The following is a 25,964-nucleotide window of genomic DNA, read 5'->3' as shown; positions in this document are numbered from 1 at the left end:
CTGCTGTATCCCCCCCTTCCCCGGCCCGCCCCTTCCTCTTCCTTATTTTTTCCCCCCCCCCCCCCCCCCCCCCCCGGCCCCCCCCCCCCCCCCCCCCCCCCCCCCCCCCCACCGGCACATCCGCTTACGTTCATCCCGCTGAGAGTCGCCGTCGCCACGGCGGCCGGGAGTCAAGCGAGATCGGGGGTGTACTCATGCGGATCGGACTGCTGACGGAGGGTGGCTACCCGTACGCCACGGGTGAGTCCAGGCTCTGGTGCGACCGGCTCGTGCGCGGGCTCGCGTCGCACGAGTTCGACGTGTACGCCCTCAGCCGCAGCGCCCGGCAGGAGGAGACCGGCCGGGTCGACCTGCCCCCACAGGTCCGGCGGGTCCGCACCGCCTCGCTCTGGGCCCCCGAGGACGACGGCCACACCTACGGGCGGCGCGAACGACGCCGCTTCGCCGAGCACTTCGGCGCGCTCGTGACCGGCGTCTGCGCCGAGGACGACACGACCGCCGCCGACCGCTTCGCCGACGGACTCCACGGCCTGGCCGAACTCGCCGGCGAGCGCGGCGGACTCTACGCGGCCCTCCGCTCCGAACTCGCCGTCCGCACCCTGGAGTCCGCCTGCCACGCGCCGGGCGCGCGCCGGAACGTGGCCGACGCCACCGTGCCCGACTACCTCGACACCGTGGACCAGTTGGAGCGCGCCCTGCGGCCGCTCTCGCTCGACTGGTACGGCGACGACGGCCTCGGCGCGGTCGACCTCTGCCACGCCGCCTCCGGCGGATCGGCAGCGCTGCCCGGCCTGTTGGCCAAACGCTTCTTCGGCACACCGTTGCTGGTCACCGAGTACGGCGTCCAGCTGCGCGCGCACTACCTCGCGACCGGAGAGGCGCCCCGTCCGTCGCCCGTACGCGCGCTGCTCGCCGGCTTCCACGGCCGGCTCGCCGGCGAGGTCTACCGGCAGGCCTCGCTCCTCACCCCCGGCAACACCCACGCCCGGCGCTGGCAGGAGCGCTGCGGCGCCGACCGCGCCAAGCTGCGCACGGTCTACCCAGGCATGGAGTCCGACCGGTTCACCGAGGTCGGCGAGGACGAGGAGAGCGGCGACCCGGCGACCCTCGTCTGGGTCGGCCGGGTGGAACCCGCCAAGGACCTGATCGCCCTGCTGCACGCGTTCGCGGAGGTACGCAAGGCGCAGCCGGACGTACGGCTGCGGATCATCGCCGCGCCGGTGCGCGAGCCGGGTGCGGACGCGTACATCGCGCACTGCAAGGCGCTCGCGGCCCAGCTCTTCCCCGACGAGGCGCCGGGGGCGCACGCCGTCGGCGAGAACCCGGTCTCGTTCGAGGAGATCGGCGGGCCGGAGGCACCCACGCTCGCCGAGGCGTACACCGCGGGGGCGGTCGTCGTCCTCTCCAGCGTCGTGGAGGGGTTCCCGATCAGCCTGGTCGAGTCGATGTTCTGCGCGCGGGCGACGGTCTCGACGGACGTCGGCGCGGTCGTCGAGGTCATCGGCGGCACGGGACTCGTGGTGCCCCCGCGCAATCCGCGGGCGCTCGCCGACGCGTGCCTGGCGCTGCTGCGCGACCCCGAGCGCCGGTACCGGCTGGGGGCGGCGGCGCGGGCGCGCGCGCTCGAACTCTTCACGATCGAGCAGAACCTGGCCGCGTTCCGCGGTATCTACCTCGAACTCCTCTCCCACTCGCCGGTGCGCCGACGTGCCGCGGAGGGCGTCCCCTTCGCGCACCCCGCGGAGGCGTACGTCCCCGGCGCCTGGGCGGACCAGCCCGTGAGCGCGACCAGCGGACCGGGAGACGACGATGCCTGAAGGAGGCACCCCCATGCGCGGCCCCGCCGCCCCCACGACCCCCGGCCCCTGGGACTCCCACTCCGAGGCGCTCCTCGGGACGAAGGCCCTGACGGTGGCCGTGACGGTCTCCGTGACGACGGAAGCCCCGGAGAGGCCGGGCCCGCTGGGCCACGTCACCGAGGCGCACCCGTCGGACGCGGCAACGGCGGACACGGGTACGGGCAGTGGTACGGATGCGGGTACGGCGGAGAGCGCCGCGCCCGTGGACCCGCGGCAGGTGACCCCCGCGCCCCGGGACCCCGAGTGGCTTCCGGCGACGCCCGCGTCCGAGGCAGCGCTCCCGGCGGTCGGCTCGGTCGCCGCGGACCCGGGCGAGGGGACGGGGCTCGATCTGCGGGCGGGCGGGGCGCAGCTCCCGGGCCCCCGGGCCGAGGAGCCGGCCACCGCTCCCCCCGCCCCGGGAGTCCCCGCCACCGCTCCCCCCGCCCCGGGAGTCCCCGCCCCCGCTCCCCCCGCCCCGGGAGTCCCCGCCCCCGGTCTCCCGGCCAAGCCCGCCCGGCGTGGGCCCGCCGACCCCGTCAGGGCGCTCATGCACCGGCACCGGGAGCTGTGCGAGCGGGCCGTCGACCCCCTGGAGATCGCCGCCGGGCTCGAAGCGCACGGCGTCACCGACCGGACCGCCGCGCGGTTCCGGCACCGGGACGTCTTCTCGCTCGCCGAAGAGCTGTACGCGCGCGTGCCGCGTGGAAACGGGGCGCCCGCGCGCCCCGCGCAGGAGGGTGCGGCGCACGCCGGGTGGGCCGGGTGGACCCTGGCCGCCCTGGCACCCGGCGCCGTCGCCGCCCTCACCGTCCCCGGACTCGCGCTCACAGAAGGGCCCGTGCGCCTCGCCGTCGGCGCGGCCGGGGCCCTCGGCCTGGCCGCCGCGCTCGCCGTCGCCGTACGGCGCGGCCCCCTGCGCGCCGCCGGCCGCACCGTCCCCGCCGCCCGCGTCTGGACCCTCTGGCTCCTCGCGTACGCGCTCGGCGGGGACGGTCTCCTCCAGGCGACCCTCGCGGGCGGACCCGACGGTGCCTGGCCCGTCACTCCCGGCCCGCTCCTCGGCCTCGCCCTCGCCGTGGCACCCGCCGCCTGGTGCGCCCGGCTCTTCGCCACCCGGGCCCGCCGCAGGCTCGCCGCCAGCCGCGGGCTCCAGGACTTCGCCGCCGGCACCCGCCCCGTGCTCCTCGCCGCCGTCGCCCTCCATCTCGCCGTGCTCGCGGGCCTGCTGACCCTGACCGGCTTCGCCCCCGGCGCCCTCGCCCTGGGCGCCCTGCTGCTGCTCGCCCGGCTCCTCGCCGTCCACGGCTTCCCCGAGACCGCGGCGAGCGGCCTCGCCGCCGCCTGCGCCGCCGAGGCGCTCGCCCTCGCGAGCGTCCTCGCCGGCCGGGTCCCCGGCTGCGACCTCCTGGCCGCCCCCGTCCGCGCCCTCGTCGACACCTGGGGCCCCGGAGCCGTACCCGCCCTCGTCTGCGGCGCCGCGGCACTCGGACTCCTCGCCCACGCCACCGCCACCCTTTCCCGGGCCTCGGCCCACGCCACCCCCTAGGGGCCGCCACACCGGCGCGGCCCCCCGCCGCCGCCCGAGCGGCACCCACCCCTGAACCCAGGCGCACCCGCGGAGCCGACGCCGCGGGCGCACCCACCACGCAGAACCCATCCCAAGGAGACGAAAGAGACATGACCTCCCAACTTCCAGCAACGGCCGGTCGGCACGAAGGGGCCGCACGATGAGGGTGCTGCTGCTCGGAGCCAACGGATTCCTCGGACGATTCGTCGCCGACCGGCTGCTCGCCGACCCGGCCGTACATCTCACCGCCCTCGGCCGGGGCGACGACGCCGACGTACGGTTCGACCTCGCCGGGGGCAGCCCCGGCGCCCTGACCCGCTTCCTGGACGCCGTCCACCCCGGAGTCGTCGTCAACTGCGCCGGCGCCACCCGCGGCGGAGCCCGCGACCTGACCCGGCACAACACCGTCGCCGTCGCCACCGTCTGCGAGGCCCTGCGCCGCAGCGGCTGCGGCGCCCGGCTCGTCCAGGTCGGCTGCGCCTCGGAGTACGGCCCCTCCCAGCCCGGCTCCTCCACGGCCGAGGACGCCGTGCCCCGCCCCGGCGGCCCGTACGGCGTCTCCAAGCTCGCCGCGACCGAGCTGGTCCTCGGCTCCGGACTCGACGCCGTCGTGCTCCGGGTCTTCTCCCCGGTCGGCCCCGGCACCCCCGCCGGGTCCCCGCTCGGCCGCCTCGCCGAGGCCATGCGCCGCGCCATGCAGGCCGGCGACGGCGAGCTCAAGCTCAGCGGCCTCGGCGTGCAGCGCGACTTCGTCGACGTACGCGACGTCGCCCGCGCCGTCCACGCGGCCTCGCTCTCCGCCGCCCAGGGCGTCGTCAACATCGGCACCGGACGCGCCGTCAGGCTCCGCGACGCCGCCGCCGTCCTCGCCAGGGTCGCCGGCTACGCGGGCACCCTGCACGAACTCGACGGCCCGCCCCAGCGCCCCGTCATCGGCGCACCCCGCTCCGAGAGCATCGCCGAGCAGCTGGCCGCCGCGCCCTACCCGTACCCCGACGGCTGCGGCAGCTGGCAGCAGGCCGACGTGCGCACCGCCCGCGACCGGCTCGGCTGGCGACCCCGGATCAACCTCGAGGAATCCCTCGCCGACATCTGGATGGAGGCGGCATGTCGCATCTGACCACGCCCACGACGACCGCCGGCGCCGTCGAGGAGCAGGAGATGGGCGTCGGTGTCCCCGGCTACGCCCATCCGTTGCTCGCCCCCGTCGAATGGGCCGAACTGACCCGCCCCGGCACCCCTCTGCACTGGGCCGTGCTCAACGTCTCCGAGGGGCCGGGGGACCGGCCCGACCCGCACTGCCTGGAGGCGGCGGGCCGGCTCACCAACGCCGGTGTGAAGGTCCTCGGGCACCTGGACCTCCGCCACGGTTCGCGCGACTTCGGGGAGCTCGTCTCGGAGGCCCACCGCTTCCTCGACTGGTACAAGGTCGACGGGTTCTATCTGGACCGTGCCCCCACCGACCGGGCCGACCTGCCCGAGGTCAGGCGGATCACGGCGACCCTGGAGGCGGTGCTCGACGGCGAGGCGCACCTCGTCCTGAGCCACGGCACCCATCCGTACCCGGGCTACGCCGAGGCCGCCGACCAGCTGGTCACCTTCTCCGGCGCGTGGACCGACTACCGCTGGTCGCAGGTGGCGGAGTGGACGGCCGAGTACCCGCCGGAGAAGTTCGTCCACCTCGTCCACGGGGTGCCGCGCAGCCATCTCGAGGAGGCGATGCGGATCGCCCGCTGGCAGGGCGCGGGCACGATCTTCTTCACCGACCACACGGGGCATCCCGGCCATACCGCCGGTTTCGGGCAGACCGATGCTTTCCAGACTCTGCCCGGCTACTGGGACGAAATCGTCTCGCGCATTGGACCGGGTGTCTCGGAATGAGGAGGGCCGTGGCAGTGTTACGGGGAGAACAACCGTACTGACATACCGACCAACGGAGTCCCCGTGTCGCTGCCACCCCTGGTCGAGCCGGCTGCCGAGCTCACCGTAGACGAGGTCCGCAGGTACTCCCGCCACCTGATCATCCCCGATGTCGGGATGGACGGGCAGAAGCGGCTGAAGAACGCCAAGGTGCTCTGTGTGGGCGCCGGTGGCCTCGGCTCGCCGGCCCTCATGTACCTGGCCGCGGCCGGTGTCGGAACGCTCGGCATCGTGGAGTTCGACGAGGTCGACGAGTCGAACCTGCAGCGCCAGATCATCCACAGCCAGGCGGACATCGGCCGCTCCAAGGCGGAGTCGGCCAAGGACTCGGTCCTCGGCATCAACCCGTACGTGAACGTGATCCTGCACGAAGAGCGGCTCGAGGCCGACAACGTGATGGACATCTTCAGCCAGTACGACCTGATCGTCGACGGCACGGACAACTTCGCCACGCGCTACCTCGTCAACGACGCGTGCGTGCTCCTGAACAAGCCGTACGTCTGGGGCTCGATCTACCGCTTCGACGGCCAGGCATCCGTCTTCTGGTCCGAGTACGGCCCCTGCTACCGCTGCCTCTACCCGGAGCCCCCGCCGCCGGGCATGGTCCCCTCCTGCGCCGAGGGCGGCGTCCTGGGCGTGCTCTGCGCGTCCATCGGCTCCATCCAGGTCACCGAGGCGATCAAGGTCCTGGCCGGCGTGGGCGACCCGCTGGTCGGCCGGCTGATGATCTACGACGCGCTGGAGATGCAGTACCGCCAGGTGAAGGTCCGCAAGGACCCGAACTGCGCGGTCTGCGGCGACAACCCGACCGTCACCGAACTCATCGACTACGAGGCCTTCTGCGGCGTCGTGTCCGAGGAGGCCCAGGAGGCGGCGCTCGGCTCGACGATCACTCCCAAGCAGCTCAAGGAGTGGATCGACGAGGGCGAGAACATCGACATCATCGACGTCCGCGAGGTCAACGAGTACGAGATCGTCTCGATCCCGGGCGCGCGGCTGATCCCGAAGAACGAGTTCCTGATGGGCACCGCCCTCCAGGACCTGCCGCAGGACAAGCGGATCGTCCTGCACTGCAAGACGGGTGTCCGCAGTGCGGAAGTCCTCGCCGTGCTCAAGTCCGCGGGCTTCGCGGACGCGGTCCACGTCGGCGGCGGCGTGATCGGCTGGGTGCACCAGATCGAGCCCGAGAAGCCGGTCTACTAGACCCGCGCACGCGAACGAGAAGGGCCCGGACCCGACATCAGGTCCGGGCCCTTCCGCATGCCGTCAGGAACAGCGCTTGCCGTACGCCGGGACCTCGCCGTCGAGCAGATAGGCGTCGACCGTCTTCGTCACGCACGAGGACGTGCCGTACGCGCCGTGCCCCTCGCCCTCGTTGCTCACCAGGATGCCGACGCCGGCGCCCAGCTCCTTCGCCATCCGCTCGGCGCCCTCGTACGGCGTCGCGGGGTCACCGGTCGTGCCGACGACCAGGACCGGACCCGCGCCGGGGGCGCTCACCTCCTGGTCGGCCCGCTCGCCCTTCACGGGCCACCGCGCGCACCAGCCGGCCGTGTCCCAGGCCAGGAACGCGCCGAAGACGGGTGAGAGCCCGCGGAACTCGGGGAGCAGCGCCTTCGCCTGCGCGCCCGTGGGGCGTTCGCTGGAGTCGGCGCAGGAGATCGCCCGCTGGGAGTGGGACTGGGTGCCGTAGTGGCCCTGCTCGTCCCGGTCGTTGTACCAGTCGGCGAGGCGCAGCAGCTCCGAGCCGTCGCCGCGCTCGGCCTTCTCCAGGGCGGAGGTGAGCAGGGGCCAGTTGCTCTCCGCGTAGAGGGTGATCGCGATGCCCGTGACGGCCAGGCCCTCGGTCAGTGCGCGGTCGCCGACGCGCATCGGCTTCCGGTCCAGCCGCTCCAGGAGACGGACGGTCCGGGCGGTTCCCTCGGCCGGGCTCCCGCCGGTGCTCTTGAAGTAGTTGTCCAGGGCCCGCTGGAAGCCGATGGTCTGGTTCCTGGCGTGTCCCGTGGCGTCGGCCGTCGGGTCAACCACCGCGTCGAGGACGGTCCGGCCGACACGCGAGGGGAAGAGGTGGGCGTAGGCGCCGCCGAGCTGGGTGCCGTAGGAGATGCCGAAGTAGTTCAGCTTCTCGTCGCCGAGGACGTGCCGGATCAGGTCCAGGTCACGGGCGGTGTTGCTCGTCGTGGTGTGCGGGATGACCGTGCCGGAGCGGCGGGCGCAGCCCGCGCCGAAGGAGGCGCCGTCCTCGACGAACGCGGCCTCCTCGGCCGCCGTGTCCGGCGTGACGTCCGTTCCCTCCGCCGCGGCCAGCTCCCTGTCGTCCCGGCACACCACACCGGAGCTCCGCGCGACGCCGCGCGGGTCGAACCCGACGAGGTCGTAACGGCGGTTGAGTCCGTCGTACTCACGGGCCGCGCGGGGAAGGATGTCGACGCCCGAGGCGCCCGGGCCGCCGAAGTTGAAGAGCAGCGAGCCGATCCGGCCGCCCTTGTCGCGGGCCTCCTTGCGGATCAGCGCGATCTCGATCGTCTCGCCGTCGGGCCGGGTGTGGTCCAGCGGGACCCGGACACCGGCGCAGCGCCAGTCGGCGCCGGGCTTCTCGCCGCCCTCCGGCGCCGCGCAGGGCTTCCACGAGGGGCGCTGGCCGGTGAGCGAGGCGGGGAGCGTGACGGAGGGCCGGGCGGAGGGGGAGGCGGCGCCCCGGGACGGCTTGGCGTCGGTGGACGTCGGGCCGGCGGAGGCGCCGGGGCCCGCGCACCCGGCGGCCAGCACTCCGGTGACGGCCAGTGCCGCCACCCGTATCCGTATGGACATGTCGCGCAACCCCCGTGATCCGTACCGGAAAGCCGCCATCCTAGGCGGCCCGCGGGAGCTACTTGCAGACGGTGCCGGAGACCGGCACCTTGCCGTCCAGGAAGTAGGCGTTGACGGTGTTCTGCACGCAGGCGTTGCCGCCGTTGTACGCCCCGTGGCCCTCGCCCTCGTACGTCAGCTCCACGCCGACGCCCTTGCCGAGCGCGTTCACCATCGCGCGCGTGCCCTCGTACGGCGTCGCCGGGTCGCCGGTCGTGCCGAGCACCAGGATCGGGGCGGAGCCGGGCGCGGAGACGTCGGGGTGCTCCCAGGTGCCCGGGACCGGCCACTGGGAACAGCTCGACAGTCCCCAGCCCATGTAGGCGCCGAAGACAGGCGAGGTCTCGCGGAACTCCGGGAGCCGTTCCTTGGCCTGGCCGAGGGTGTAGCGCTCCTTGAAGTCGACGCAGTTGACGGCTGCGTTGGCCGCCTGGATGTTGCTGTAGCTGCCGTTCTGGTCCCGCCCGTTCATGGAGTCCGAGAGGGCGAGGAGCAGTGCGCCGTCGCCGCCGTCGGCCGCGTCGAGGCCCTGCTCCAGGTACTGCCAGAACTCCTTGGAGTACAGCGCCTGCGCGATGCCGTTGGTGGCCTGCGTCTGGGTGAGGTCACGGTCGCCGATCCCGGGGATGGGCTTCTTGTCGAGCTCGGCGAGGAGGGCGAGGATGTACGCCTCGATCTCGGCGACCGTCGAGCCGGGCAGCGTGCACTCGTCGCCGCGCTCCACGCAGTCCTTCGCGAAGTTGTCCAGGGCGAGCTGGAAGCCCCTGGCCTGGCCGAGGGCGCCCCCCTCGGTGCCGGAACTCGGGTCGATGACGGCGTCGAAGAGGGCGCGGCCGACCTTCTCGGGGAACAGGTGCGCGTAGACGCCGCCGAGTTGGGTCCCGTACGAGATGCCGAAGTAGTGGAGCTTGTCGTCGCCCAGGACCTGGCGCATCAGGTCCATGTCGCGGGCGGCGTTCTCGGTGCCGACGTGGGGGAGCATCTCGCCGGACTCCCTCTGGCAGCCCGCGGCGTACCTCTTCTGCGCGTCGGAGAGGGTGCGCTCCTCGGCCGCGTCGTCCGGGGTGAAGTCGATGGCGTAGTAGGCGTCCAGCTCCTTGTCGGACAGGCACTCGACGGGCTCGCTGCGGCCGACGCCCCGGGGGTCGAAGGAGACCAGGTCGTAGCGGGAGCGGAGCTTCTCGTAGTCCGGGGCGAAGGACGGCAGGCCGGTGACGCCGGAGCCGCCGGGGCCGCCGAAGTTGTAGATCATGGAGCCGATGCGGTTGGCCTGGTCGCGGGCCCGGGCGCGGATCAGGGCCAGCTCGATGGTCTCGCCGTCCGGATCGGAGTAGTCGAGCGGGGCGTCCATGAACGAGCACTCCCAGGGGGTGCCCCCGGGCAGCGGCGAGGGCGCGGGGCCGCCGCCCTCGGCGGGCGACGGGGGCGGGCACGGTGCCCATTCCAGCGTCTGCGTGGTGAGCTCGGTGAGATCCGTGGGCGCGTCGGATGCCGCGCCCGCGTTGCCGCCGTCGTCCGAACATCCCGTGGCCCCGGCGGCGAGCAGCACGGTGGTCGCGAGGAGCAGGGCGGCGCGGCGCGCGGCGGAGATCGGCATGAACCCATGGTGAGCCGTACGGACCACCCCCGCGCGGGGGAACACCCACACGGGTGTCGCACCGGGCCCTCGGCGGCGTGACCGCCGAGGGCCCGGGCCGGAGGCTAGAGCGCCCCCCGCTTCGTCAGCCAGTTGAAGCACAGCCACCCCGGCAGCACCGGCAGCCAGAGCGTCAGGAGCCGGTACAGCAGCACCGCCGGAGTCGCGACCTCCAGCGGGAGGCCGACCGCGACCAGGCCGAACGTCAGCGCACCCTCGACCGCACCCACACCGCCCGGCGTGGGAGCCGCCGAGCCGAGCGCGTTGCCGGCCAGGAAGACGACCGCCACGCTCGCGTAGCTCAGCCCCTCGCTGTCGTGCCCGAAGGCCCGGATGGACGCGTCGAGACAGAGCACGAACACACCGGTCAGGAGCAGCATCCCGCCGATGCCCGTCAGCAGCTTCATCGGCCGCTGGAGGACGTCCAGCATGCGCGGCACGACCCCCGCGAACAGCGACCGCAGCCGCGTCGAGACGAACTTCCGCATGAACGGGATCGCGGTCACCACGAGCACCAGCACCGCCACCGTCAACAGCCCCGCGATGACCGTCCGCGACGGGGTGAACGACTGCGACTTCTCCGTACCCGTCAGATAGCCGAACGCGAGCAGCAGCAGGATGTGCGCCCCGAGCCCGAAGAGCTGCGAAGCGCCGACACTCGCCACCGCGAGCCCCGGTCGCACACCCGAGCGCTGGAGGAACCGCGTGTTCAGCGCGACACCGCCGACCGCCGCCGGAGCGACGATCTTCACGAACGACCCGGCCACCTGCGCGATCACCGTCCGCCAGAACCCGACCCGCTCCGGTACGAAGCCGAGCAGGCTCATCGCGGCGGCGATGTAGCTGAGCGCGGAGAACAGCACCGCGGCCGCCACCCACCGCCAGTCGGCGGAGCTGATCGTCGACAGCGGGGTCCGGGCGATCTGCGACAGCAGGAAGTACGCGGCGACGGCGCCGGCGATGAGGCTGATCAGGGTCCGCGGCTTGATCCGCTCCAGCCGGACCGGCTCGACCGGCGCCTGCGGACGGATCAGCAGCACCTGGCGGCGGATCTGCGCCAGCAGGTCCTCCTCGCGGGCGTCGTCGAGCGCCTCGTCGATGGCCCGCTTCTCGGCCTGCTTCTCCGCCTTCTCCAGTTTCCGGTCGGACTTGCGCTCCGCCTTGAGCTCGGTGGCGGTCGCGGCCTCCGGCGCGGCCGCCGCGGCCTCCACCCGGGCCCGCTTCGCCGCCTCCGAGGCCGCGAGGACGGCCTCGCGCTCCCGCTGCGACCGCTCCCGCGCCAGCCGTCTGAGCGTCGCGCGCGTGGACCGGCTCAGCGCGATCGGCTGGAGGAGGGGGAGGCAGTCGGCGATGGCGTCCGGGCCGAGGATCTCCACGGCTCCGGCGACCGCGCGCTCTGCGCCCACCCGCAGACCGAGGGTGGTGAGCAGCTGCGCGATGTCCATCCGCAGGACGAGGTCGCCGGCGGCGATCTCGCCGCCCCGCAGATCGGTCAGGATCACCTTGCCGGAACGATCCACCAGAATCGCGTCCCCGGCGAGCCTGCGGTGCGCGATCCGGCGCGACTGCAGCGCGCGCACCTGGCGCCAGGCACTGCGCACCAGCTCGTCGGTGATCTCCTCGTCCTCCAGGGAGTCCAGGGTCCGGCCGCCCAGGTGCTCGTAGACGAGCATCACGGCGTCCGGGCCGAGTTCGGAGGTGGCGATCAGCTTGGGCGCGTTGGCTCCTGCGGCGATCGCCGCGTACGCGAGCAGCGCCTCCTGCTCCAGCGCCTGGCGCAGCGAGACGATCGAGCGGCGGGTGGTGATCGCCCGCAGGGTCAGGCGTCGCCACGCCCGGTAGAAGAAGCCGTGCGCCTGCTGCTCGCGGTCCACGACCGTGACGTCGAGCGGCGGCCCCTCCTCCAGCGTGACGATGTACCGGCGGCCCCTGTCCCCGCTGTCGGCGGAGTCGGGCACGCCCGCGCCCTCGGCGCGCAGCGCCGTGACCGGGCGGAAGCCGACCCGGCGCAGACCGGCGAGGAGGGTCTGACCGGTGGGCCGGACGTTCGGGGAGCCGACCGCGTACAGCGTTCCGTACGCGACGGTCCAGCCGATCAGCACGGTCAGGATGATCGAGAACGCGGTGGTGTACCCGGCCACCAGCATCGTGAAGGCGTCGAGCAGCAGTACCGCCCAGAGGCTCACCCGCCAGCGCGGGCGCCTGGCCATGCCGACGGCCGTCATGTACGCGATGACGGGCGCGAGGTAGTTGTGCACCGGGTCGGTGAGCCCGCCCCCGGTCGCGGGCTGGGTCAGCGCGTCCTGGATGGTGCCGGGCGCGGCCTTGGCGACCCAGAGGTCGGTGGCGAGGGTGACTCCGTGGGCGAGGACGGCGGCGAGGACGCCGTCGGCGATCCGCAGCCCGTCCCGTTTGATCAGCCGCTCGATGGCGAAGGCGACCGGCACGAGGAGCACGGCGATGCTGGAGACCAGTCCGGCGATCTTGACGAAGACGTCGGGGGCGCCGCCGGCGCCCTTGTTGATGTCCTCCTCGAGGCCGGAGGTCGTGCCGTGGGCGAAGGCGGCGATGGCGATGACCAGCGCGATCGCGACGACACCGATGAGCAGCCGCATCAGGTCGGAGGGGCGGTGCACCCGGGCGGCGAGCAGGGGCTCGTCCTGGGAGACGCGCTCGCTGGGCTCGCCCTCGGCGACGGTGTCGGGAAGGAGCTCGGGGGACGGACCGTGCCCGTGTCCGCGGCCGTGGACGAGTCCGTGCCCGTGACCCCGACGGCCACCGGGGACCGTCTCGGGGGCGCTCTCGGGCACGTTCTCCGGGGCGCTCCCGGGGGCGCTCCCGGGGGCGCTCCCGGAAGTGGGCGTGTCGTGGGCGGGCGTGCCATGGGCGGGCATGCCGGGGCGCGCCTCCTCCTCAGGAGGCTGAGCGTCGTGCCCCATCACCATGTCCGTCTCTGCCTGTGTCGTACGTACCGCGCGTTCGTCGGCTTGTACGAATTCTTGTTCTTCTTGTTCGTCTTGTCGCTCTTGATCTCGTATCACCAGTCACCGCCCGGACGATGGTGGCATGAAGCGGCGGTCTCCGGAGGCAACGGGGCACTGTCGGTGCGGTGAGGCAGGATGGGGCGGATGAGCGTGGAGGAGATTCCGGAGTACGCGGAGCGGGTCCTCGAGGTCGCGGAGCTGATCCCGTCCGGCCGGGTGATGACCTACGGCGACGTGGCCGAATGGCTGGGTGAGGGCGGGCCGCGCCAGGTCGGCCGGGTGATGGGCCTCTACGGCGGGGCGGTGCCGTGGTGGCGCGTGGTGCGCGCGGACGGCACGCTGCTGCCGGGCCACGAGCTGCGCGCCCTCGGTCACTACCGGGACGAGGGCACCCCCCTGCGTGCGGCCGGGCGCTCCGCCGAGGGGCACGTGCCCAAGCTCGACATGCGGCGGGCGCGCTGGGACGGCGGCACGGGCGGTGCGCACGACGCGGGCGGCGGTGCGGACGAGGGGCGCGGCGGGGACGCGGAGCCGCGTGCGGGAACTCACACGCGACAGCTCCACCCCTGACCGGACAGGCCGGGCGGCCCGATGACGGTACGGAGGCCCGTACGGAGTACGGCACGGGCCCCCTCCGCATCCCGTAACGTCGTCGTTCGCCCCGTACACCTCTCCGCCTCTCCACACACACTTCGCTCAGGACCGGTCGATCCACGTGAGTTCCTCCTCCACCACCCGGCGTACGCCGTACCAGGGGCGGACCACGGGCGCGTACCGACTGGTGCGTACCGCCCCGGAGCGGGTGGATCCCCCTGTCCTTGACGCAGCGCAGCGGGAAGTGGTTGACCACGCGGGCGGACCGCTTCTGGTACTGGCCGGACCGGGCACCGGAAAGACGACGACGCTGGTGGAGGCGGTCGCCGCCCGGATCGAGAAGGGCACGGACCCGGAGCGGATCCTCGTCCTCACCTTCAGCCGCAAGGCGGCGGTGGAGCTGCGGGACCGGATGGCGACGCGAATCGGCGGCGGCGGGCGCGCGCCGCTCTCCGGCAAGAGCGGGGAGGGGCGCCCGGCGGGCGGCGTGCGCCCGCCACAGGCGACCACCTTCCACTCGTACTGCTACGCCCTGATCCGCGCGCACCAGGACGCCGAGCTCTTCGCCGAGCCGCTGCGGCTGCTGTCGGGCCCCGAGCAGGACCTCTTCGTACGAGAACTGCTGGCGGGCCAGCTCGACCTGGAGAAGTCGGGCCTCGCGGGGATCCGCTGGCCCGACGAGCTGCGCGCCTGCCTGACCACGCGCGGCTTCGCCGACGAGGTACGGGCGGTCCTCGCTCGCTCCAGGGAGCTGGGGCTCGGGCCGCGGGCGCTGGCGGAGTTCGCGCAGCGGGTGGGGCGGCCCGACTGGAAGGCGGCGGCGGGTTTCCTGGCGGAGTACCTGGACGTCCTGGACCTCCAGGGGGTGCTGGACTACACGGAGCTGGTGCACCGGGCGGTGCTGCTGGCGGAGCGGACGACGCTGCCCGGTTACGACGCGGTCTTCGTCGACGAGTACCAGGACACGGACCCGGCGCAGGTGCGGCTGCTGAGGGCGCTGGCGGGCGGCGGAAGGACGGTGGTCGCCTTCGGCGACCCCGACCAGTCGATCTACGCGTTCCGGGGTGCCGACGTGAACGGCATCCTGGACTTCCCCGACACGTTCCCGGGCGCGGACGGCCGGCCGGCGAAGGTCCGGGTCCTGACGCGGTCCAGGCGCTCGGGCGAGCAGCTGCTCGGCGCGACGCGCGAGCTGACGCGGCGGATGCCGCTGACACGGCTGCCTGCGGACGCGGTGCGCGCCCACCGCGACCTGGGGGCGGTGCGCGGCGGCGGCCGGGTGGAGGTCTTCACGTACCCCACGGCCTCCACGGAGTCCGACAACATCGCCGACCTCCTGCGCCGCGCGCACCTGGAGGACGGCGTCCCCTGGCACGACATGGCGGTCCTGGTGCGGGCGACGGCCTCCGTCCCCACCCTGCGACGCGCCCTCACCTCGGCGGGCGTCCCCCTGGAGACCGACACCGCGGACACCCCCCTCCGCCACGAACCGGCGGTGGCCCCCCTCCTCCTCGCCCTCCGCGCGGCGGCGACCCCGGCGACCTCCGACGAGGGAGGGCAGGGCCAGGAGCCGGCCGCCCCCGGCGGGGAGGGCCCTGACACGGACGGGGCCGGTTCGGAGGGGCGTGACGCGGACCCCGTCGACGCCGAGCGGCTTGGCGAGGACGTGCCCGGCGTGGACGGACCGGGCACGGCCGCCGCCGGCACGGACCGGCCCGGTTCGGACGGGCTCGGCACGGACCTCCTCGGCGCCGACCGGTCCGAATCCGACGTGCTCGGCCCCGTTGCGTCCGGCACGGCCCGGCCCGGTTCGGACGGGCTCGGCCCGGCCCGGTCCGGCGTGGAGGGCCCGGGCACGGCCGCCGTCGGCACGGACCGGCCCGGTTCGGACGGGCTCGGCACGGACCTTCTCGGCGCCGACCGGTCCGAATCCGACGTGCTCTGCCCGGTTGCGTCCGGCACGGACCGGCCCGGTTCGGACGGGCTCGGCACGGACCGGTTCGGCGTGGACGGGCTTGGTACGGCACCTGTCGGCGCCGACGGGCCTGGCGGGGAGGCGTCCGGGGGTGCCGGGCACGGCGACGGCGGGTGGCTCGGGGTCGACGTCGCGGTGGCGCTGCTCGCTTCGCCGCTCGGCGGGATGGATCCCGCCGATCTGCGGCGGCTCGGGCGCGCCCTGCGGGACGAGGAGCGGGCAGGGGGCAACAAGGTGCCGCCGCCCTCCGACGTCCTGCTCGCCCGGGCGCTCGCCGAGCCCGAGCGGCTCGTCGCGCACGACCAGTCGTACGCCCGCGGCGCCCGGCGTCTCGGCGAGCTGCTCCGGCAGGCCCGTCGCCGTCTCGCCGCCGGCGGCACCGCCGAAGAGGCGCTCTGGCTGCTCTGGAACGGCACCCCGTGGGCCGGCCGCCTGGAACGCGCAGCGCTCCGCGGCGGCGCCGCGGGCCGCAACGCCGACCGCGACCTCGACGCCGTCTGCGCGCTCTTCGAGACCGCCGCCCGCGCCGAGGACCGCGTCGGCGGCCGCGGCGCCCTGAACTTCCTCGAAGAGCTCGACGCCCAGGACATCGCCGCCGACACCCTCTCCAAGCGGCAGTCCCGCCCCGACGCCGTCCGCCTGATGACCGCCCACCGCTCCAAGGGCCTCGAATGGGGCCTCGTCGTCGTCGCCGGTGTCCAGGAGGGCCTCTGGCCCGACCTGCGGCGGCGCGGTTCGCTCCTGGAGGCGGACCGGATCGGCCGCGACGGCCTCGCCGAGCCCCTCAGCCCCGGCGCCCTCCTCGCCGAGGAGCGCCGCCTCTTCTACGTCGCCGCCACCCGCGCCCGCGACCGGCTCGTCGTCACCGCGGTCAAGGCCCCCGCGGACGACGGCGACCAGCCCTCCCGCTTCCTCACCGAACTCGGCGCCGAGCCCAAGGACGTCGCCGGCCGCCCCCGCCGCCCCCTCGCGGTGGCCGCGCTCGTCGCCGAACTGCGTGCCACCACCGTCGACCCGGCCGCCTCCGAAGCGCTCCGCGCCGCCGCCGCACAGCGCCTCGCGCAGCTGGCCGCGCTCACCGACGACGAGGGCCAGCCGCTGGTCCCGGCCGCCCACCCGGACCGCTGGTGGGGCCTGTTCGAGCCCACCCGCAGCCGGGTTCCGCTGCGCGACCGGGACCGCCCCGTCGCCCTCTCCGGCTCGGCGCTCGACCAGCTCGCCAACACCTGCGCCCTCCAGTGGTTCCTCGGCCGCGAGGTCAAGGCCGACGCCCCGGCGACGGCCGCCCAGGGCTTCGGCAACGTCGTCCACGTCCTCGCCGACGAGGTCGCCTCCGGCCGTACCCCCGCCGACCTCGACGTCCTCATGGCGCGGCTCGACTCGGTATGGGACGCGCTCGCCTTCGACGCGCCCTGGAAGTCCGGGCAGGAGAAGGAGCACGCGCGCGTGGCGCTCGAACGCTTCCTGCGCTGGCACGTCATGGACCGCGGTGGCCGCACACCCGCAGCCACCGAGCACGACTTCGACGTGACGCTCGAGGCCGGTGCGTACGAGGTCCGGATCCGGGGCTCCATGGACCGCGTGGAGACCGACGAGCACGGCCGCGCCTACGTCGTCGACTTCAAGACCGGCAAGTCCGCGCCCACCAGGGACGAGGTGGCGCACCACCCGCAGCTCGCCGTCTACCAGCTCGCGGTACGCGAAGGAGCCCTGGACGAGGTCTTCGACGGTCACCGCCCCGAGCCCGGCGGCGCCGAGCTCGTCCAGCTCCGCCAGCCCGCGCCCAAGAAGGAGGGCGGGGACACGCTCCCGAAGGTCCAGGCGCAGGAGCCCCTGGCGGGGGAGTGGGTCGGCGACCTCCTGGCCACCGCGGCAGGCCGTGTCCTCGACGAGCGCTTCACCCCCACCACCGGCCAGCACTGCACCCACTGCACGTTCCGGTCCGCGTGCAGCGCCCAGCCGGAGGGCCGCCACATCGTGGAGTAGCGCCCGCACCGGCGAAGTCGCGGGCACACGCGGCGGGGCTCACCCTGGTGGGTGAACGGGGAATCCGCGAGGAGGCTCGCATGGCGCCGTCCACCCACCACAGGGCCCGTACCGCGGCGGCCGCCGTCTGCACGGCGGCGGCGGTCGCGACGGCCGGGTTCGCCGGCCCCGCCGCCTGGGCACAGACAGCCCCGCCGCCGGTGACGGCGCCCGTCCTCGCCCCCACCCCCGACCCCTTCGAGAACCTCACGCCCGACGCGATCGCCGACCGAGCCGTCCAGGCCACCCAGTCCGCGACCTCCTTGCGCATGGCCGGGCGGGTCGTGTCCGAGGGGCAGCCTCTGGACCTCGACATCGCCCTCGACGACCAGAACGACTGCACGGGGCTGATGAAGGTGGACGGCGGCACCGGCGAACTGCGCCAGGCCGACCGGATCACGTATCTGAAGGGCGACGCGAAGTTCTGGCGGGTCTCCATGTCCTCCCAGGGCGTGCCGCCGCCCCAGATCGACGCGACGATCCAGCTCGTCCAGGGGCGCTGGCTGAAACTCACGCCCGGCCAGCCCGGCGGCAGCGATGTGAGCGGGGTCTGCGACCTGGACGCCGTGCTCGGTGACCTCGGCGACGACAGGGACGACCGCAAGGGCATGACCCGGGGGCCGGACGCCGAGGTCGAGGGGACGCCCGTCGCCACCCTGGTGAAGAGAGGTCCGGGCGGCGAGACGACGACGGTCTCCGTCGCGCAGGAGGGCAAGCCCTACATCCTCAAGATCGTCAAGAAGGGCGGCGAGGAGCCGAGCACGCTCGTCCTCTCCGACTACGACAAGCCCGTCAAGGTCGTGGTACCGCCGGCGGACGAGACGGTGGACATCGCCAAGCTGGACCAGGGCACGAGCGCCTGAGCGGGCGCCCCCTCGGGGGGCTCCCCGGTGCCCGGACGACGCCCCCCGGAGACTCCCAGGCCCCCGGCATGCCGGACGGCCCCCCCCGGCGTGCCGGACGACGCCCCCGCGGCGCCCCCCGGCGGCCGGACGGTGCCCGGGCGTCGCGGGGCCGGACGGCGGCTCTCCGCGGCCGGACGGGGAGCCGGACGGCGCCCCCCCCGGCGGCCGGGCGATGCCTCCCGTGCGACTCCGGCGGGCCGGACGGCGGCTCTCCGGCGGCCGGACGGCGCCTCCCGCGCGACCCTCCGGCGAGCCGGACCGTGCCTCCCGGGGGACCCTCCGGCGGCCGGACGGCGCCCAGGCGCCCCCCGGCGGGCCGGGACGGCGGGCCCACGGCGGCCCGACGGCGGCCCCCGACCGCCGCGTGCGGCCGGTGGCCTCCGGCCCCCCGCCGCACGCGGCGGTCGGGGCTGTCGGTGGTGCCGGTTAGCCTCTCTGGGGTGACCGCACGCATCACCGACCCCGAGCAGCTCAAGGAGCTCCTCGGCATCCCGTTCACCCCGGAGCAGACGGCCTGCATCATCGCGCCGCCCGCGCCGCAGGTCATCGTGGCCGGAGCCGGCTCCGGCAAGACGACGGTGATGGCCGCCCGGGTGGTCTGGCTGGTCGGTACGGGTCAGGTCGCGCCCGAACAGGTCCTCGGCCTGACGTTCACCAACAAGGCCGCGGGCGAACTCGCCGAGCGCGTCCGCACCGCCCTCGTCCGGGCCGGCGTCACGGACCCCGACGCGTACGACCTGGACGATCCCCCCGGCGAGCCCCGCATCTCCACGTACCACGCCTTCGCCGGGCAGCTCCTGACCGACCACGGCCTGCGCATCGGCCTGGAGCCCACCTCCCGCCTCCTCGCCGACGCCACCCGCTACCAGCTCGCCGCGCGCGTGCTCCGAGAGGCGCCCGGGCCCTACCCCGCGCTCACCAAGTCCTTCCCGACCCTCGTCGGCGACCTCCTCGCCCTCGACGCCGAGCTCGCCGAACACCTCGTACGTCCCGAGGAGCTGACGGCGTACGACTCCGAGCTCCTGGACGCGCTCTCCCGCGCCAGACTGACCAACGCGGACCTGCGCAAGGTTCCCGAGACGGCCGCCGCCCGCCGCGAGCTCCTCGACCTCGTCGTCCGCTACCGCGCCGCCAAGCGCTCCCGCGACCTCCTCGACTTCGGCGACCAGATCGCCCTCTCCGCCGAACTCGCCACCACGCGCGCCGAGGTCGGCGCCCTCCTGCGCGACGAGTTCCGGGTGGTGCTGCTCGACGAGTACCAGGACACGTCCGTCGCCCAGCGGCTCCTGCTCTCCGGGCTGTTCGGCGGAGGCACGGGCCACGCCGTCACCGCGGTCGGCGACCCCTGCCAGGCGATCTACGGCTGGCGTGGCGCCTCCGTCGCCAACCTGGACGACTTCCCCGCCCACTTCTCCTACGCGGACGGCAGCCCCGCCACCCGTTACGCGCTCTCGGAGAACCGGCGCAGCGGCGGCCGCCTCCTCGACCTCGCCAACGGCCTGGCCGAGCCCCTGCGCGCCATGCACGAGGGCGTGGAGGCGCTGCGCCCGGCGCCCGGCGCGGAGCGCGACGGCTCGGTGCGGATCGCCCTTCTGCGCACGCACGCCGAGGAGATCGACTGGCTCGCGGACTCCCTCGCCCACCTGGTCCGTACCGGCCGGGAGCCCGGCGAGATCGCCGTCCTGTGCCGGACGGCGACCGACTTCCCCGCCATCCAGGCCGCGCTGGTCGCCCGTGACGTCCCGGTCGAGGTCGTCGGCCTCTCCGGGCTGCTCCACCTCCCCGAGGTCGCCGACCTGGTCGCCGTCTGCGAGGTCCTCCAGGACCCCGGGGCCAACGCCTCCCTGGTCCGCCTCCTGACCGGCCCCCGCTGGCGCATCGGCCCCCGCGACCTGGCCCTCCTCGGCCGCCGCGCCCGCGTGCTCGTCCACCGGGAGCGGGGCGGGGACGACGCCGACGCCGACGCGCGGCTCGCTGCGGCGGTCGAGGGCGTCGACCCGGCCGAGGTCGTCTCGCTCGCCGACGCCCTCGACACCTTCCTCGACTCCGGGGGAGAGGACGACGGCCTGCCGTTCTCGGCCGAGGCCCGGGTCCGCTTCGCCCGGCTCGCCGCCGAGCTGCGCAGCCTGCGCTCCTCGCTCGCCGACCCCCTCATGGACGTCCTCCACCGGGTCCTCGCCACCACGGGCCTGGAGGTCGAACTCTCCGCCTCCCCGCACGCGCTCGCCGCCCGGCGCCGCGAGACCCTGTCGAACTTCCTCGACGTCGCCGCCGGCTTCGCCTCCCTCGACGGCGAGGCGACACTGCTGGCCTTCCTCGGTTTCCTGCGCACGGCCGCGCAGTACGAGAAGGGCCTCGACAACGCGCTCCCGGGCGGCGAGAACACGGTCAAGGTCCTCACGGCGCACAAGTCCAAGGGCCTGGAGTGGGACGTCGTGGCGGTGCCCGGCCTGGTCTCCGCCCAGTTCCCGAGCACCAGGGCCCGCGAGTCGTGGACCTCCCAGCCTCAGGTGCTGCCGCACGCGCTGCGCGGCGACGCCCCGACCCTGCCGGGGATCGACGGCTGGGACGCCGCCGCCCTGAAGGGCTTCAAGGAGGCGATGCGCGATCACCAGCACACCGAGGAGCTCCGCCTCGGCTACGTCACCTTCACCCGCCCCCGCTCCCTCCTCCTCGGCTCCGCCCACTGGTGGGGTCCGGCCCAGAAGAAGCCGCGCGGCCCCTCGGACTTCCTCCATGCCCTGTACGACCACTGCGCGGCGGGCTTCGGCGAGATCGAGGCGTGGGCCGACGAGCCGGAGAAGGACGCGGAGAACCCGGCCCTCGCCGAGAACCGCCCCGACGAGGCCTGGCCCCTGCCCCTGGACCCGGATTCGTTCGCCCGACGCCGCAAGGCGGCGGAGCGCGTCCGTTCCCAGTTGTGGGCAGCCACGAACGCGCTGCCCGCCCAGGGGCCCGCACCCCAGGACCCCGAGGATCCCGAAAACCCCCAGGACCCCGAGGACCTCTGGCCCGAGGCGGAGCCCGTCTGGGACGACGAGCCTCTCCGGGGCGACGAGTTCCTCCCGGACGACGAGTCTTTCTCGGACGACGAGTTCCTCCGGGACGACGCGCCCTCCGTCGCCGACGAGATCCCCGCGCCCCGGGCGCCGGAGGCCGTCGCCACCCCCGAGGAGGCCAGGACGATCGCCTCCTGGGACCGCGACCTCTCCGCCCTCACGACAGAACTCCGCCGCTCCCGCGCCACCACACGTGACGTCCTGCTCCCCGCCTACCTGTCCGCCTCCCAGGTCCTCCGCATCGCCGCCGACCCCGACGGCTTCGCGCAGGAGCTGGCCCGGCCCATGCCCCGGCCGCCGCAGCCCGCCGCCAGGCGCGGGACCCGGTTCCACGCGTGGGTGGAGTCCCGGTTCGAGGAGCTTCCGCTCCCGATGCTCGGCCCGGACGAGCTCCCCGGCGGCGAGGATTTCGCCGGCGAACCGGAGATCGCCGACGAACGGGACCTCGACGCGCTCAAGGAGGCCTTCGCCCTCACCCCGTACGCCCACCGCACCCCGTACCGCGTCGAGGTCCCCGTCCACCTCACCCTCGCGGGCCGGGTCGTCCGGGGCAGGATCGACGCCGTGTACCGCGACCCGGACACCGGCGCGTACGAGATCGTCGACTGGAAGACGAGCCATCTCCGCACCGCCGACCCGCTCCAGCTGGCGATCTACCGCCTCGCCTGGGCCGAGCAGCACGGCCTCGACCCCGACGACGTCTCCGCCGCCTTCGTCTACGTGCGCACGGGCGCGGTCGTCCGCCCCCGGGCGCTCCCCGGACGGGCCGAGCTGGAGGCGACGCTGCTGGGCGGACCGACCCCGGACAGACCGGCCCCGGAGGCCGGATAGGCTCAGGAGCATGAGCGAGACCCCGGACAGCGCCGTCCAGACCGTACGTACCCAGGCTGTGCGCACGTACATCGAGCAGCACCGTGCCGCCTTCCTCGGCGACCTCATGGACTGGCTGCGCATCCCCTCGGTGTCGGCTCAGCCCGCCCACGCCGAGGACGTCCGGCGCAGCGCGCGGTGGCTCGCGGACAGGCTGACCGGCACCGGTTTCACCACGGTCGAGGTCTGGGAGACGGCCGGCGCCCCGGCCGTCTTCGCCGAGTGGCCCTCCGGCGACCCGGACGCCCCGACGGTCCTCGTCTACGGTCACCACGACGTCCAGCCCGCCGCCCGCGAGGACGGCTGGCACAGCGACCCCTTCGAGCCGCACGTCACCGACGGCCGGATGTACGCGCGCGGTGCCGCGGACGACAAGGGCCAGGTCCTCTTCCACACGCTCGGGGTCCGCGCCCACCTCGCCGCGACGGGCCGCACCGCGCCCGCCGTCAACCTCAAGCTGATCGTCGAGGGCGAGGAGGAGTCCGGCTCCCCGCATTTCCGTGCCCTCGTCGAGGCCCGCGCGGACCGGCTCGCCGCCGACGCCGTGATCGTCTCCGACACCGGGATGTGGTCCGAGGACACCCCGACCGTCTGCACCGGCATGCGGGGCGTCGCGGACTGTGAGATCGAGCTGTACGGCCCCGACCAGGACATCCACTCCGGTTCCTTCGGCGGCGCCGTGCCCAACCCGGCCACCGTCGCGGGTCGCCTGGTCGCCGCCCTGCACGACGAGGACGAGCACGTCGCCATCCCCGGCTTCTACGAGGGCGTCACCGAGCTCTCCGACGCCGAGCGCGCCCTGATCGCCGAGCTGCCGTTCGACGAGGCCGCCTGGCTGACCACGGCCAAGTCCCACGGCACCCTCGGCGAGGCCGGCTTCTCCACCCTGGAGCGCGTCTGGGCCCGCCCGACCGCCGAGGTCAACGGCATCGGCGGCGGCTACCAGGGTCCCGGCGGCAAGACGATCGTCCCCGCCTCCGCCCAGCTGAAGCTCTCCTTCCGGCTGGTCGCCGGCCAGGACCCGGAGAAGATCGAGCTCGCCGTACGGGAGTGGCTCGCCGCCCGCGTACCCGCCGGGATCCGGTACGAGATCGTCTTCGGCGCCCCCACCCGGCCCTGCCTCACGCCGCTGGACCACCCGGCCCTCAAGGCCGTCGCGGGAGCGATGAGCCGCGCCTTCGACGGCGCCAAGATCCGCTACACCCGCGAGGGCGGATCGGGCCCGGCCGCCGACCTCCAGGACGTCCTGGGCGCGCCGGTGCTGTTCCTCGGCATCTCCGTTCCGTCCGACGGCTGGCACGCGCCCGACGAGAAGATCGAGCTCGATCTCCTCCTCAAGGGCGTCGAGACCGCCGCACACCTGTGGGGCGACCTGCCCGCCGCCCTGCGCACCGCCGCGCGATGAACCCATACAACGACCCGGGGGAGTTGGAAGTACCTGTGTCCACCTTGAACAGCCAGTTCGCGGACCGGCCGATCTCGCTCACCGCCCCGAGCGGTATCGACCGCGCCGCCCACCACCGTCTCGACGAGGCGTGGCTGGCGGCTGCCTGGAGCCACCCCACGACCCGCGTCTTCGTGGTCTCCGAGGGCCAGGTGCTGATCGACGACACCCCTGACGGCCGCACCGAACTCGTCATGACCCCGGCCTTCGAGGCCCCCGTCACCGAGACCCACCGCTACTTCCTGGGCACGGACGCCGACGGTGTCTCCTACTTCGCCCTCCAGAAGGACGCCCTGCCCGGCCGCATGGACCAGTCGGCCCGGCCGGCGGGGCTGCGCGAGGCGGGCCTGCTGCTCTCGCCGCGGGACGCAGGGCTCATGGTCCACGCCGTCGCCCTGGAGAACTGGCAGCGGCTGCACCGCTTCTGCTCGCGCTGCGGCGAGCGCACGGTGATCGCGGCCGCCGGGCACATCCGACGCTGCCCGGCCTGCGGCGCCGAGCACTACCCGCGGACCGACCCGGCGGTCATCATGGCCGTCACGGACGCCGAGGACCGCATCCTCCTGGGCCGCCAGGTCCACTGGCCGGAGGGCCGCTTCTCGACCCTCGCGGGCTTCGTCGAGCCCGGCGAGTCGATCGAGCACGCGGTCGTGCGTGAGGTCTTCGAGGAGGCGGGCGTCACGGTCGGCGAGGTCGAGTACGTCGCCAGCCAGCCCTGGCCCTTCCCGTCGAGCCTGATGCTGGGCTTCTTCGCGCACGCCACGTCCTCGGAGATACACGTGGACGGGGAGGAGATCCACGAGGCCCGCTGGTTCTCGCGCGAGGAGCTGGCCGCCGGCTTCGAGTCGGGAGAGGTGCTGCCCCCGTACGGCATCTCGATCGCCTCCCGCCTGATCGAGCTCTGGTACGGCAAGCCGCTCCCGAAGCCGGGCGACGCCGTCTGAGCCGACGCCGTCCGGCTCTCCTCCGTGCGGTCCGACGCCGTCCGGCCCCGCTCCGTCCGACTCGGCTCCGTCCGGTCGGCCTCGATGGCTGAAAAGAGCACCTCGTCCGGCACGCCGGACGGGGGCTCTTCGCGTGGTGCGTCAGATACGGGCGAGACCGCGCTTCAGGTACCGGCCGACCGGCTGCTCGACCAGGCGGTGCACCAGGTACGACAGCACCAGCATTCCGAGGAAGACGGCTGTGACCAGCGTCCACGGCGAGATCTGCGGTGTGACGTGGCTGAAGTACTTGAAGAACTCCCAGCCGATGAACTCGTGCAGCAGATAGAGCGGGTAGGTCAGCGCCCCCGCGATCGGCAGCCACTTCCACCGCATGCCGGAGAGCCTGCCCGTGGCGACGAGCGCCATCAGTCCGAAGAAGACCGCGAGCAGCACGAGCACGGGCCAGGCCGGCCGGTCATCGAGGATGCTGATCTGCTTGAACCTGTCGATGGTGGGCGCGAGCGAGGCGCAGTAGGAGACCGCGACCACGCCGAAGAGCATCAGGTTCGGACGGAAGCGGTACATGAGGTAGAACGCCACGCCCGCGATGAAGAACCAGCTGTGTTCCGGCATCAGGAGCAGCCGCAGCGGGCCCGGCGGCGCCGAGGAGACCAGGATGGTGGCCGCGCCCCAGACGCAGCAGAAGAGCAGCACCCTGCGGTACGTCAGCCCCCACCAGGCGAGCAGGGAGAAGAGCAGGTAGAAGCGGAGCTCGGCGAAGAGCGTCCAGTAGACGGCGTCGACCGGAGCGACCCCCAGCGGCTCCTGGAGCATCGTGAGATTGGTGAGGATGTCGTTCCAGGGAAGATGGCTGCGACCGCCGGGAATCAGCGCGACGGCGACGCTGGTGGCGATGACGGCGAACCAGTACGCGGGATAGAGGCGCACCACGCGGGAGACGAAGAAGTCCTTCAGCGGCCGGCCCCAGGCGCTCATGCAGATGACGAAGCCACTGATGAGGAAGAAGAACTCCACGCCCAGGTAGCCGTAGGAGGCTATGGAGAAGGTCTCGGGAAAGATGTCCTCGACGGGCCTGGGCCAGCCCCCGTACGCCATGTAGTGGTACATCACGACCATGACGGCCGCGCCGAGGCGCATGCCGTCCAGTACGTGGAGGCGTTGGGGTTTCCTCCCGCTGGGGCCGGGCGGGGCGCTTGGCGGCGCGAGATCGGGTACACGCGGCGCCGGGGCGACCGGGGTCTTCTGGTTGAGCACTGGCTTCCCCACCTGGATGTGCAGACGCAAAGCGCGGTCCGGGGAGAGCATAGGGGCCGTGTGAGGGCACGAACAAAACTTCACAGGTGTGAC

General features: G+C 74.0%; 15 protein-coding genes. 11 read left to right on the top strand and 4 right to left on the bottom strand.

The window, feature by feature from the left end; translation table 11 throughout:
* The first annotated feature begins 194 nt into the window (after positions 1-194).
* From pelF to moeZ, 5 genes are all read left to right on the top strand, one after another.
* Positions 195-1,817: a GT4 family glycosyltransferase PelF gene (gene pelF, locus ACZ3IJ_RS07485; protein ID WP_467466715.1), complete on the top strand. Its 1,623-nt coding sequence runs from the start codon at positions 195-197 to the stop codon at positions 1,815-1,817.
* A gap of 13 nt (positions 1,818-1,830) precedes the next feature.
* Positions 1,831-3,387, top strand: a complete 1,557-nt coding sequence (locus ACZ3IJ_RS07480; RefSeq protein WP_467466714.1) for a hypothetical protein — start codon at positions 1,831-1,833, stop codon at positions 3,385-3,387.
* A gap of 181 nt (positions 3,388-3,568) precedes the next feature.
* Complete coding sequence (locus tag ACZ3IJ_RS07475) at positions 3,569-4,528, top strand: NAD-dependent epimerase/dehydratase family protein (RefSeq protein WP_467466713.1); 960 nt, start codon at positions 3,569-3,571, stop codon at positions 4,526-4,528.
* Positions 4,516-5,289 (top strand): spherulation-specific family 4 protein, encoded by a 774-nt coding sequence (locus ACZ3IJ_RS07470; RefSeq protein WP_467466712.1) that lies wholly within the window; start codon positions 4,516-4,518, stop codon positions 5,287-5,289. Before ACZ3IJ_RS07475 ends, ACZ3IJ_RS07470 begins: the two co-directional genes overlap by 13 nt.
* 63 nt (positions 5,290-5,352) lie before the next feature.
* On the top strand, positions 5,353-6,531 hold the full coding sequence (gene moeZ / locus ACZ3IJ_RS07465; RefSeq protein ID WP_352191274.1) for an adenylyltransferase/sulfurtransferase MoeZ: 1,179 nt from the start codon (positions 5,353-5,355) through the stop codon (positions 6,529-6,531).
* 63 nt (positions 6,532-6,594) lie between these two features.
* Here moeZ and ACZ3IJ_RS07460 read toward each other — a convergent pair whose 3' ends face one another.
* The 3 genes from ACZ3IJ_RS07460 to ACZ3IJ_RS07450 form a co-directional block, all read right to left on the bottom strand.
* Positions 6,595-8,139, bottom strand: a complete 1,545-nt coding sequence (locus ACZ3IJ_RS07460) for an alpha/beta hydrolase (RefSeq protein WP_467466711.1) — start codon at positions 8,137-8,139, stop codon at positions 6,595-6,597.
* 58 nt (positions 8,140-8,197) lie between these two features.
* Positions 8,198-9,775, bottom strand: a complete 1,578-nt coding sequence (locus ACZ3IJ_RS07455) for an alpha/beta hydrolase (RefSeq protein WP_467466710.1) — start codon at positions 9,773-9,775, stop codon at positions 8,198-8,200.
* Positions 9,776-9,879: 104 nt separating this feature from the next.
* Positions 9,880-12,753 carry a lysylphosphatidylglycerol synthase transmembrane domain-containing protein gene (locus ACZ3IJ_RS07450; RefSeq protein ID WP_467466709.1) on the bottom strand — a complete coding sequence of 958 codons (2,874 nt, stop codon included), beginning with the start codon at positions 12,751-12,753 and terminating at the stop codon, positions 9,880-9,882.
* Between the two features lie 180 nt (positions 12,754-12,933).
* On the opposite strand from ACZ3IJ_RS07450, the gene ACZ3IJ_RS07445 reads away from it, so the two are divergent.
* The 6 genes from ACZ3IJ_RS07445 to nudC all read left to right on the top strand — a co-directional run bounded on the left by ACZ3IJ_RS07445 (position 12,934) and on the right by nudC (position 24,614).
* A complete protein-coding gene (locus tag ACZ3IJ_RS07445; protein ID WP_467466708.1) occupies positions 12,934-13,368 on the top strand; it encodes an MGMT family protein in 435 nt (144 codons plus the stop codon).
* Between the two features lie 145 nt (positions 13,369-13,513).
* Positions 13,514-17,353 (top strand): UvrD-helicase domain-containing protein, encoded by a 3,840-nt coding sequence (locus ACZ3IJ_RS07440; RefSeq protein ID WP_467466707.1) that lies wholly within the window; start codon positions 13,514-13,516, stop codon positions 17,351-17,353.
* Between the two features lie 80 nt (positions 17,354-17,433).
* Positions 17,434-18,255, top strand: a complete 822-nt coding sequence (locus ACZ3IJ_RS07435; protein WP_467466706.1) for a hypothetical protein — start codon at positions 17,434-17,436, stop codon at positions 18,253-18,255.
* A 482-nt stretch (positions 18,256-18,737) separates the two neighbouring features.
* On the top strand, positions 18,738-22,187 hold the full coding sequence (locus tag ACZ3IJ_RS07430) for a UvrD-helicase domain-containing protein (protein WP_467466705.1): 3,450 nt from the start codon (positions 18,738-18,740) through the stop codon (positions 22,185-22,187).
* 10 nt (positions 22,188-22,197) lie between these two features.
* On the top strand, positions 22,198-23,631 hold the full coding sequence (locus tag ACZ3IJ_RS07425) for a dipeptidase (protein ID WP_467466704.1): 1,434 nt from the start codon (positions 22,198-22,200) through the stop codon (positions 23,629-23,631).
* Complete coding sequence (nudC, locus tag ACZ3IJ_RS07420) at positions 23,628-24,614, top strand: NAD(+) diphosphatase (protein ID WP_467466703.1); 987 nt, start codon at positions 23,628-23,630, stop codon at positions 24,612-24,614. Before ACZ3IJ_RS07425 ends, nudC begins: the two co-directional genes overlap by 4 nt.
* A gap of 141 nt (positions 24,615-24,755) precedes the next feature.
* Here nudC and ACZ3IJ_RS07415 read toward each other — a convergent pair whose 3' ends face one another.
* Positions 24,756-25,754, bottom strand: coding sequence for an acyltransferase family protein (locus ACZ3IJ_RS07415; protein ID WP_467466701.1), 999 nt, complete (start codon positions 25,752-25,754; stop codon positions 24,756-24,758).
* Positions 25,755-25,964: the final 210 nt, after the last annotated feature.

The organism is Streptomyces sp. NPDC013317 (genome assembly GCF_055563155.1).
Note: the sequence above shows the minus strand (reverse complement) of the source record. Positions and strands in the feature narration are given on the sequence as shown.